At 36.9% G+C, this 11,617-nt stretch carries 9 protein-coding genes; 8 read left to right on the forward strand and 1 reads right to left on the reverse strand.

Annotation, left to right across the window (positions count from 1 at the left end):
• The first annotated feature begins 296 nt into the window (after positions 1 to 296).
• Both IPI65_19950 and IPI65_19955 read left to right on the forward strand, forming a co-directional pair.
• Positions 297 to 1,475 (forward strand): acetyl-CoA C-acyltransferase, encoded by a 1,179-nt coding sequence (locus tag IPI65_19950; GenBank protein ID MBK7443704.1) that lies wholly within the window; start codon positions 297 to 299, stop codon positions 1,473 to 1,475.
• Between the two features lie 117 nt (positions 1,476 to 1,592).
• Positions 1,593 to 2,516, forward strand: coding sequence for a hypothetical protein (locus IPI65_19955; GenBank protein ID MBK7443705.1), 924 nt, complete (start codon positions 1,593 to 1,595; stop codon positions 2,514 to 2,516).
• A gap of 1 nt (position 2,517) precedes the next feature.
• Here IPI65_19955 and IPI65_19960 read toward each other — a convergent pair whose 3' ends face one another.
• Positions 2,518 to 3,258 (reverse strand): RNA methyltransferase, encoded by a 741-nt coding sequence (locus IPI65_19960; GenBank protein MBK7443706.1) that lies wholly within the window; start codon positions 3,256 to 3,258, stop codon positions 2,518 to 2,520.
• Positions 3,259 to 3,285: 27 nt separating this feature from the next.
• Between IPI65_19960 and IPI65_19965 the strand changes: the two genes are divergently transcribed.
• The 6 genes from IPI65_19965 to IPI65_19990 all read left to right on the forward strand — a co-directional run bounded on the left by IPI65_19965 (position 3,286) and on the right by IPI65_19990 (position 11,616).
• On the forward strand, positions 3,286 to 5,694 hold the full coding sequence (locus tag IPI65_19965; GenBank protein MBK7443707.1) for a BamA/TamA family outer membrane protein: 2,409 nt from the start codon (positions 3,286 to 3,288) through the stop codon (positions 5,692 to 5,694).
• Positions 5,676 to 5,882 (forward strand): hypothetical protein, encoded by a 207-nt coding sequence (locus IPI65_19970; GenBank protein MBK7443708.1) that lies wholly within the window; start codon positions 5,676 to 5,678, stop codon positions 5,880 to 5,882. Before IPI65_19965 ends, IPI65_19970 begins: the two co-directional genes overlap by 19 nt.
• A 500-nt stretch (positions 5,883 to 6,382) precedes the next feature.
• Entirely contained in the window at positions 6,383 to 8,560 is a 2,178-nt protein-coding gene (locus tag IPI65_19975) for a T9SS type A sorting domain-containing protein (GenBank protein ID MBK7443709.1), read from the forward strand.
• 3 nt (positions 8,561 to 8,563) lie between these two features.
• A complete protein-coding gene (locus IPI65_19980) occupies positions 8,564 to 10,729 on the forward strand; it encodes a T9SS type A sorting domain-containing protein (protein MBK7443710.1) in 2,166 nt (721 codons plus the stop codon).
• Complete coding sequence (locus IPI65_19985; GenBank protein MBK7443711.1) at positions 10,729 to 11,169, forward strand: PaaI family thioesterase; 441 nt, start codon at positions 10,729 to 10,731, stop codon at positions 11,167 to 11,169. Before IPI65_19980 ends, IPI65_19985 begins: the two co-directional genes overlap by 1 nt.
• A gap of 63 nt (positions 11,170 to 11,232) precedes the next feature.
• Positions 11,233 to 11,616, forward strand: coding sequence for a hypothetical protein (locus IPI65_19990; GenBank protein MBK7443712.1), 384 nt, complete (start codon positions 11,233 to 11,235; stop codon positions 11,614 to 11,616).
• Position 11,617: the final 1 nt, after the last annotated feature.

The raw sequence follows: 11,617 nt of genomic DNA on the forward strand, positions 1-11,617 counted from the left end.
GCATATTTATTATGCACAGTTTTACCCGGTTTAATGTTTTCTTGTCTACTTATTTTATTTTTTAAAAGGAAGAATCCAATTTCAAAGGATAAAACCTGAATTCGAACCAATATAATTGGTTTGTACAAAGGATTTTTAGGAAGGAATATCTACACTACTCAACAAAGTAAGCTGCGATAATTGAATAAAATAAGCAGTGGTTGCCCAATTTAATTAACATCGAACTAATTGAATATCACTACTGTTCTTAACCATATTACTATCTTTGCGGCGAAATTTAAATAACCTTACTAAATATGAAAGAAGTTTATATCGTATCAGTTGCCCGCACACCGATTGGAAGTTTTGGTGGTGGATTAGCAACTTTAACCGCACCACAACTTGGGGCTCATGTTATTAAAGCCGCAGTTGAACGTGCCGGAATCAAGAGTTCAGATGTTCAGGAAGTGTATATGGGTAATGTGTTACCGGCCAATATTGGTCAGGCACCGGTTACTCAGGCGATGCTAGCAGCGGGATTGCCAGATACGGTTAATTCTACAACTATAAACAAAGTTTGTGCTTCAGGTATGAAAGCCATTATGATTGGTGCTCAGCAAATTATGCTTGGCATGAGTGATATCGTGGTTGCCGGAGGAATGGAAAGTATGAGCAATACGCCATATTACCTCACCAAAGAGCGCTGGGGAGCCAAAATGGGCAATAGTGAAGTGGTGGATGGTATTATAAAAGATGGTCTCTGGGACCCTTATGGCAACAAACACATGGGTTCATGCGGCGAAACCTGTGCCCGCGAATACAATTTCAGTCGCGAAGACCAGGATAATTACGCTATCGAAAGCTACAAACGTGCTGCTGCAGCGTGGAAAAACGGCGATTTTAAAAATGAAGTTGTTCCTGTAGTTATACCTCAGAAAAAAGGTGACCCGATAGTGGTTAGTGAAGATGAAGATTTTACGAAAGTGAAATTCGACAAAGTACCTTCACTTGCACCTGCTTTTGAAAAAACCGGAACCATTACTGCTGCAAATGCTTCAAATATCAACGATGGTGCTTCGGCAGTGGTATTAATGAGCAAAGAACGTGCGGAAGCAATGGGTATTAAACCTTTAGCTAAAATTTTGGCTTTCGCTGATGCGCAGCAAGCACCTGAATGGTTTACCACAACACCGGCTAAAGCAATGCCAAAAGCTATTGCTGATGCAGGTTTGACCATTGGTGATATTGATTATTTTGAAATTAATGAGGCTTTTGCTGTTGTAGCATTAGCAAATATGAAAGAATTGGGTATTAGTCACGACAAAACCAATATTTACGGTGGTGGCGTATCCATTGGTCACCCGATTGGTAGCTCAGGAGCACGTATTACCATTACGCTGTTAAGTGCGTTACAAAATAACAATGCACGTTATGGTTGTGCCGGTATTTGTAACGGTGGCGGTGGTGCAAGTGCTATTGTGATTGAAAGAATGTAAACTGAAAAATTTACAGAAATGTAGATTATAAACAGTTCTGACACAATAAATTCGCTAAAAAAGTCATTTATATGCCTGAGTTTTACACTCGGGCATTTTTATTGCAACCAAATCAATATGCGTCAACTACGAATAATAATATTCAGCCTTTTTATTTTTATAAGCGGTTACGCTCAGGCTCAACAGCCCGAGATCAAGGGCATTACACCTGAAAATTTGCTCAAATTGCAGCAATATGAAGATACCCTGCAATTTCTGGGAGATTCAATGGTGCAAAGCTTAAGCTGGGAAATAAGAGAAGCCGCATGTATTCAGTTTCTCAAAAAAATGAAGCAGGCCTTACTCATTGAAAATTCGTACCTCTACCCTTTCGATTCCATTAAAACGGCTTCATTTGTAAAACCCAATGATAATTCCTTCAGGATAATAACCTGGCAATTAGCCATGAAAGACATGTCGCATCGCTATTTTGGCACGATTCAAATGAACAGTGCCCAAATTAAAATGTATCCCCTAATTGACATGAGTTTGTTTGTTAAAAACCCCGAGGATACCCTGCTTTCGAATAATAGCTGGTACGGATGTTTATATTATAACATTGTAAAAAAGACCTATAAAAACAATACTTACTACATGTTGTTTGGCTGGGATGCCAATGATATGTTTAGTAACAAAAAACTGGTAGACGTACTCACTTTTGATAAAATGGGTCAGCCGATGTTTGGCTATCCGATGTTTTTATATAAAGATGACCCCGACCCTAAAACCCGCGTCATTATTGAATATAAGGAGGATGCATCGCCAACTGTCAACTATGATGATAAGGAAGAAATGATTATCATTTCCTACCTGCGGCCGGAAAACCCAATGTCGGAAGGCATTTACTTTACATATATTCCTGATGGCACTTATGTGGGATTTTACTTCAAAAAAGGCATGTGGCATTTTAAGGAAAAAGTGTTCGACAGGGAAATGAAACAGGCTCCCGATAATACGCCGAAACAAAAAGGTGAAGACCCGAATATGTATATCAAGGAGTAATTTATCGGCCTTTTATCACACTTAGGGCAATTCCGGTGGCAACTGCTGCATTTAACGATTCTGCTTTACCTATTGCCGGTATTTTAACTTCCATTGAGCATAACTTCAATACATTATCGCCAATGCCGTGCGATTCGCTGCCAATTACCAGAAATCCGGATTTTTTAAAATTGCAGGAATAAATGTTTTGACCTTTGAGCGTGGTCGCTATTGCCAGATTCGGATATTGAGATAAAAATGCAGGTAAATCGGTATAATATACCTTTGTTCGAAACAGGCTGCCCATCGAACTTTGCACCACTTTGGGATTGTATAATTCAACTGTATCCACGCTGCATATAATCGTTTCAATACCAAACCATTCAGCAGTGCGGATAATTGTTCCGAAGTTCCCGGGATCGCTTATGCCGTCTAAAATTAAAGCCCAATTATTTTCCGGTGTAAATGATTGAATATCAAACTGCATTTTCTTCATAACGCCTAAAACATCAGGAGATGTTGATAGGGATGAAATTTGCTGCATTTCTTTTTCAGTAACTGTTTCAACCACCAAATGTTGTGGTAATTGGATTTTATTTGACGCTAACCATTGGTTTGTCGCAACTAAACGCCTCAATTCAACGTTTCCCAACAGTGCCTCTGTGATTAATTTATCGCCTTCTATGATAAATTCATCATAATTTTGGCGATACTTTTTAAGTTTCAGGCTTTTTAGATGGTTAATTTGAGCTTTCGTCAACATATTAAAACTATACTTCAGGTAATTACTGTGCTGGCAGTTCTCGTGCCGGTAATTTCAGGATGTAATGCTACTAAATATCTTAGAGATAACGAATATCTCTACAAAGAAAGCAAGGTTAACTTCCGCACAACATTACCTGCCGATGTTGATTCTGCTGCATTAACAGACGACCTGATCGACCTCAGTAAACTCGAGGCAAATGAAAAAACACTTGGGGTATTTCCGTTAAAAACCTGGTTATATGTTTTGGGTGATACAGCAATTGACCATTATATTAAATATCAGGAAGTATATGATACCCGTTTTTTATTTTTATTTGATTACGATACGCTATTGAAAAATATTAAACCGCTGGCATCAGACACCTCTCGATTCAGGCAATGGTTAATGTATAAAGCCGGTGAAAAACCGCAGCTTATAGATGACACAAAAATGGAAGAAACCGAGGTTCGTATGAGTAATTTCCTTTACAACCGTGGTTATTTTTATAATTCTGTAACATCAACGGTTCGATATGACAGTATAAAACAAAATGGTACCGTAGTTTATGAAGTTGCTCCAGGCACTTTATATCGGATGAAAAATGTTTATTATGAAATTTACGACAAGGGATTATTAAATAAAATTAATCAAATACCGGTTAAAAGCGAATTGGCAAAAGGTAAGCCTATTGATGTAGATTTATTGAAAGCAGAACGCAACCGTTTGAGCACCAATTTGCGTAACGTTGGTTATTACCGATTCCAGAAAGAATATATTTATTTTGATGTAGACACCGCATCAGGCGTGGATTCGCTTGATATTTATGTAAAAATAAGTAACCCTGTGCGTGATACTGTGCATCATATTTTTGCTATCAAAAATATTTATGTTTATCCCAATGCTTCACTGGATTATAATGAAGGTATTGTGCCTGATTACGCCATACATTTTGTAGATAGTGCGGTTATAAAACGAGTAAGTAAAAAAGACCAACTTACCAAGTATATTCGTACTGATACCAGTGCCGAGGCCAAAACTAAAGTTGCCGCCTATAAAAATAACGATTTATCCAAAAAGGAATTATTGATTTACTTTTTAGAAAAAGATACCGTTTATAGCCCTCAATTAATTGTAACTCAGGGTGGTGACATCAAACGCATAAAGCGAAAGAAATTACGCACCGATTATTATTTAATTAACTCGCCCGATAATTATAATCCTCAGGCCATTGCCAATAATATTTTTATCAATCCTGAAAATTATTATTCCGATTCACTCATTCAAAAAACGGTGGCTTCATTTTCCACGCTTGGTGCATTTAAATATGTTACTATTCAGGCTGATGAAATGTGGGATTCAACATCTTATCTCCAATTTCTTAATTTACAAATCCGCCTCGACCCTTTACCGGTAAGGACTGTAGCTTATGAAATAAACGCCAGCACCACATCCGATTATCTTTTGGGTAACTCATTAAATTTATCTTACTCCCAAAAAAATCTGTTCCACAGTCTCGACATCTTAAAATTTAATATCAAAGGTGGTATCGAAACACAATTAGGCGGAGAACAAACATTTATCAATACCTCCGAACTGGCAACAGGATTATCATTATCATTACCCCGATTTTTTTGGCCTGCTCCGGTTAATGTTCCAAAACGATATTTCCCTAAAACAGATTTTAAATTAAATTTTAATTATATCAATCAAATTACAGATTTTACGCTATATAATACATCTTTCGAATATGCAGTTTCTATTTTCGAAAATACCAGAAAAGACAAAGCACAAAAACAGCACATCATTAAATTCCCGATACCTACAATTAATATTGTTAAAGTACCACAAATTTCCGATGCATTTCAGGAAGAACTCAATCAAAATCCTTTATTAAAACAAAGTTTTGAAGAGCAGGTGATTATGGGTGGCGGTTATACTTTCATCCTAAATACGCAGCCAACAGGCTATCATAAGTTCGACCATTATTTGCGTTCTTCAATTGAGCTTAATTTGCCGTTTTCCGACTTTATGCGCCTGGATGCCGATTATCGCTCCTATATCAACTTCAATCCTAAAAATGTACTAGTATCAAGAGCTGCATTTGGTATTGCGTCACCATATACATTTGTAAAAGATACCGCCTCCCCATTTTACACAGAAGTAATTCCCTACGTAAAACAATTTTTTACCGGTGGTGCCTATAGTGTTCGTGCATTTACCGTTCGTAAAATTGGTCCGGGTGGTTACGTAAATTATGACACCACAACTTTCCTCCGTGTAGATCAGGTGGCCGATTTAAAACTCGAGTTTAATCTGGAATACCGTTTTGATATTATTTCCATTTTAGAAGGCGCCGTTTTTGTGATTTCGGAAATACCTTCACACTTAAAGTTGACCCGTTCCGACCTCATTCCAGGTTTCGATTCGACAATTTTATGCAGTTACTTGCTGTAGGTCCCGGTGCGGGTTTAAGGCTCAACTTCGGCTACTTTATTTTACGTGTAGACGCTGCTTACCCCTTATATGACCCGGCACTGGATGGACCATACAAACAAGAAATTCGCGATTATTACGATTCGATAGGATTTGATATTCCTGCCAAAAAAGTGGCTATCAACCTCGCAATCGGTTATCCTTTCTAAAACTCATCTCAAAAATACCTTTGCCGTCTTTTCTGCGTCAACGCTCTTTTTCCTTCGTTGCTTGAATTGCCCGTAATTCCTTAGGTATGGGCTGCTTCAAGCGCCTCGGCTAAATTTCGAATACTTGAAAACACTAACGCAAACCTATTTTTAAGATGCGTTCTAATTAAATTTCGTTTTGGAATTTCGGACTGCCGGAGCAGGTTTTTGAATAGTAATTAATTCCCTTTGTCTGCCTATTTGAGCAGGTACAGGATTACTTGCGATGCGTCCGGGCCCTAAGTTTTGCGAGCCCTCTGCGCATACAATCAGTTGCACATTTTTCGCTTTCATAGCTCGCTTGATTTATTGGTTTATTAATATGATGTATCATTAATATGCATTCCATAAATACAATACCGTGCCAATTTTAAATTCACCTGTTCATTTTTCCGTCAGTTTAACACTGTACACGCTTTTTAAACCGTTTTGATTCGTATCTTTAAGGGGAATTATATACTATGAAAAAAATTGTTTTTGGTGCCGTTTTTATTTTAATGATTTCGTGTTCTACTACGTTGCAGGCACAACAATATATTTACAATTACAATATTCCGTTTATTGAAGAAGGAAGAACTTTATTATATCCCTTAGCAGGTGGATTAAACAATCCGCAATTTTCTGCAATAGATGTAAATCAAGATGGAAAATCAGATATTTATATGTTTGACCGCGCCGGTAATAAATCGTTAGTATTATTAAACGAAGGTGAAACAGGTGAAATTAATTACCGCTACTGGCAACAATACCAAAATATATTTCCGGAAATGTTCGACTGGGCGATTTTATTAGATTACAACTGTGATGGTTTGGAAGATATTATTACCGGTTTCGATAACGGTATTCGCACTTACATCGCAAGTTATGATGGATATCAAATCAATTACACAATTGATATCGATAAATTACAATTTAAAGAAGCCGGTTTTTATTTCGATTTAGCAGTCGGCGTAATTGATGTTCCGGGATTTGCAGATTTAGATTTTGATGGTGATATAGATGTATTATCCTTTAATATAGCCGGCGGGATTGTTGACCATTACATTAATAAACAAGTTGAGGAAGGATTGGCATGTGGCGTAATGCAACTGGAACATATCAATTCCTGCTGGGGTAATTTTTATGAAAGCGGATTAACTTATTCTGTTCAACTGGATTACGAATGCAAAGGTGTAACTTCCGGTACCAATAATGCACATGCGGGTTCTTCATTTATGATTTTTGATGAAGATGGCGACAATGATATGGATGTAGTTTTAGGCGATCTGGCTTTTAATAAATTAAATAAATTGGTTAACGGCGGTGATAATTCGTTTGCAAATATTGTATCACAGGATACTACATTTCCTGAATATGATAATCCCTATGATGATCCTATTTTCCCTGCAGCTTTTTTGATTGATGTAAATAATGACGGAAAAAAAGATATGCTGGTTTCGCCAAATAATGTTAATCAGAACGAAAATTTTAAAAATGTATGGTATTATAAAAATATTTCTACTGATGACACCTATGTTTTTGACTATCAGCAGGACTCCCTTTTTGTAAGTGAAATGGTTGATTTAGGTGAAGGCGCTTATCCCATATATTTTGATTACAATTATGATGGTTTACTTGATATTGTAATTGGCAACAACGGTTATTTTCAAAGTGGCGATTATAAAGGGATGCTGGCATTATTCGAAAATACCGGAACACCCACACAAGCTGAATTTACTTTAATTACACGCGACTGGGGCGGTTTATCTGCATTTGATTTTAACCTGCTGGTGCCAACTTTTGGCGATTTAGACGGCGATGGCGATATGGATATGCTTGTTGGTGAAGAAGAAGGCTATTTGCATTACTTCAAAAATATCGGACCGCCTGATGGCCCTGCAAGTTTTGTTTTACAGGCTGCACAATATCAGGGTATTGATTTAGGTAAAAACGCAGCACCACAATTAATTGATTTAAATGGTGATGGTTTAGATGATTTAATTTTAGGAGAAAAAAATGGTAATCTCAATTACCTTGAAAATACCGGTACGGCTGCAGCTCCCCTTTTTACAGTTGTAAATGAATTTTGGGGGAATGTGGATGTGCGCGCTCCACTTGCCATAACAGGTTCTTCAATTCCATTTATGTATAAAAATGCAGCAGGAAATTATGAATTATATGTTGGTAGCGAAAATGGAACAATTTATTTTTACCAGCCTACTGCTGATTTTAGCGGTGCTTTTACCGAAGTAACTGATAAATTCAACAATATTGATGAAGGTAATTACAGTGCTGTAAGTGTAGCTGATATTGACAATGATAATTTGCCTGATTTTATCACCGGAAACCAACGCGGCGGTATTACCATTTACAGAGATGAAAGTGCAACCGGCATCGTTGACAATATTAATTCCGATAACCATATTTTAGTTTATCCAAATCCTACTAGTCAGCAAATTATGCTTGAATCATTAAGTGGAAAAGAAATTGCAAAAGCAGTTGTTTATGGTTTAGATGGCAGAACTTATTTGACTGTAAACTTATCTCCTCAAACAAAACAAATACTGAATGTTAATTCAATTCCACAGGGAATTTATTATATCTATTTAGTTGATTCACATAATAATTCCATAGCAACAGTCAATTTTATTAAAAACTGATACATGAAAAATAGTTTACTCCTCTTCTGTTTATTTGTCAGTTTACAAGTGTATGGTCAATACATGCCAAACACCAACATTGTTGCACGTCAATACGGCACCGATCTCAAATTACCATTTACAGGAGGATTAACAGCAGCTCAATTTTCTGATATAGATATTAACCTTGACGGCATTAACGATTTATTTATTTTCGACCGTGGTGGGAAATCAATTACCATTTTAATTAAAGATGTTGCCGGCAATTATAGCTATGCACCTGAATTTAATCACATATTTCCTGTGTTGGAAGATTGGGCATTAATACGCGATTATAATTGTGATGGATTGCCGGATATATTTACTTACTATATCGGAACTACTCAGGTGTATAAAGGTGTAGAAATAGATGGCAAATTACAATTTGAATTAGCAAAGGTGCAATTGGAATACACCGATGGTACCGGCAGCACACCGCTGTATACCAGCCGCACAGATATTTCAGCAATTGATGATATCGACAGCGATGGCGACATTGATATATTAGCATTTTCTGTTTCTAACGCAACCATTCGGTTCTATCAAAATAATGCGGTAGAAAAAGGTTATAGCTGTGACAGTTTAACTTATGAATTAAATGAATTGTGCTGGGGTAGTTTATATGAAGGATTTTCATGTTACGGCGGCGATTTACATGTTGCCTGTAAAGGAGGTGATGAAGTTACACCCGAAAACGAAGGTTCACGTGCACATATCGGTTCAACAATTGTAACATTTGATAAAGATGGCGACAATGATGTTGATGCAATTTTAGGAGATAATTCTTGTAATAATCTCGTGTATTACCATAATGGTGGCACAGTAGCTTCTGCCGAAATGGATTATAAAGATACCTTATGGCAATCGAATGGTGTTGAATATGATATGACAGTTTTTCCTGCAGGATATTTAATTGACTACGACAACGATAATGATCAAGATTTTATAGCAACAACCAATGATTATTTATTAGGGTTAAATACAGAACATATCTGGATGTACGAAAATTTAAATACGAACGATACTTTCGATTTAGTATTTCAAACTGATACTTTTTTAATCAGCGATATGATTGACATTGGTGCTTATTCTAAACCAATATTTTTTAATTACAATAATGATAATCTACTCGATATTGTAGCAGGCGTAAGTTCAACTTTTGGTAAATCAGAAACATTTCATTACGGATTATGGCTGTTTAAAAATATCGGAACTGCAGCTACACCAAAATTTGAATTAGTGACTAAAAATTTTGGTAATATTGATGGCATTGGATTAACACATCTTGCTCCCGCTGCGGCCGATGCTGATAATGATGGTGATGAGGATTTATTTCTTGGAGATATAAATGGCAACATCACTTATCTGGAAAATTTATCCGCTGGAGTTGGCGATGCGGTTATGGCTGCACCTGTGCCAATGTATCAGGGAATAGATGTTGGTCAGTATTCAACACCATGTTTTATCGATATTCAACAGGATGGTAAATTAGATATGGTAGTGGGAGAAGTAAATGGCAACTTAAATTATTATCATAATACCGGTACCACCAGCAGTCCTGTTTTTACACTCGAAAGTGAAATTTGGGGCGGTGTAGATGTGCGTGCAGATTTAGCCGTAACCGGTTATAGCACACCATTTATGTATCGCAATGAACATGATTCTTTATACCTGGTTTCGGGTTCGCAAAGTGGTAATATTTATTTATATAATGAAATTGAAGATGCGTTATTAGGCGAATTTTATGAAAGCAATACTAATTATTACCAATATCATCCCGGTACTTACAGTTCAATTAATGGAGCTGATATAAATAATGATGGTGAAATGGATTTTATTACCGGAAGTATTCGCGGTGGTTTCCAGATTTTTGAAAAGAGTTTTGGCACCGGTATTTCAGAACCTGAAATTCCAGAATTAAAAATTTATCCAAATCCAGCGCAGCAATTTTTAACTGTTTCACTTAATAACCCGGTTGGTGATAATACGATATTACAGATGTACAATTTAACCGGTGAATTAATTTACACACAACAGGTAATTGAAAATAAAACTACGATCACATTAAATGATGGCATGTTGCCGGGATTATATATTATTTCAGTTGCAGATAATGACACATTTATTACCGGAACATTTATAAAACTGTAATGCAGAAACATTTTCGTAAACTGGAAAATTTATATCAAACTGCACCGGTGCAAAAATTATATCAGGGAATTAGCATTGTTGTAAGTGAAGGAAAATCTAAAATCACTTATCCTGTTGATGCTCTACATTTTCACGGAGGAGGTTCGCTGCATGGCGCAGTTTTTTTCAAATTGTTGGATGATGCAGCCTACTTTGCTGCAGCTTCAATAATTACTGATGTTTTTATCGTAACAGCCAGTTTCCAAATAAAAATGAAAAAGCCGGTTACCGGAGGTTTACTGACTGCAATAGGAACATTGTTGCAACACTCGGGTGATAAACTCACCGCCGAGGCCGAGATTCGCGATGCAGACGGAGCGCTGGTTGCAACCGGAAACGGCCTGTTTATCAAAACCTCCAACCCGCTTGAATCCATTGCCGATTATCGCCTTAGCCTTTAAACAAAACCCACTTCAGGTGTTTTGATAATTTTTTTTACCTTTATAACAACAAAAGCAATACAAATGAAAAAACTAGCTACTTCCCTGCTCCTGCTCACAATTGGATTTTTTAGTTTGACCTCGGCAGTTCCCGGTAAACCCGTTGTTGCCTTAATTAGCAGTGATATGGTTATCACCCTCCCAACCGATCAGGCAGTAGCAGAAAAATATGTGGTAGATATCAGCGCACTTAACATAAAATCGGCTGAAACACTGGAAAATTTTTGCACCAATTTCAGCGAACAAAATGTGACCTTAAATGCTGATTTTAATTCAAAACAAATTGGCATTGTAATCGAACCATTTACCGATAGCGCCGGAGTAACTTGGGATGCTGCAAAATGGAATACTTATTTTGCATCCAGAGCTCCAAAAATGGCCATGTACATTTCCACTTTTAATAAATAAT

It is taken from the genome of Bacteroidota bacterium (genome assembly GCA_016706255.1).
Classification (GTDB): domain Bacteria; phylum Bacteroidota; class Bacteroidia; order Chitinophagales; family BACL12; genus UBA7236.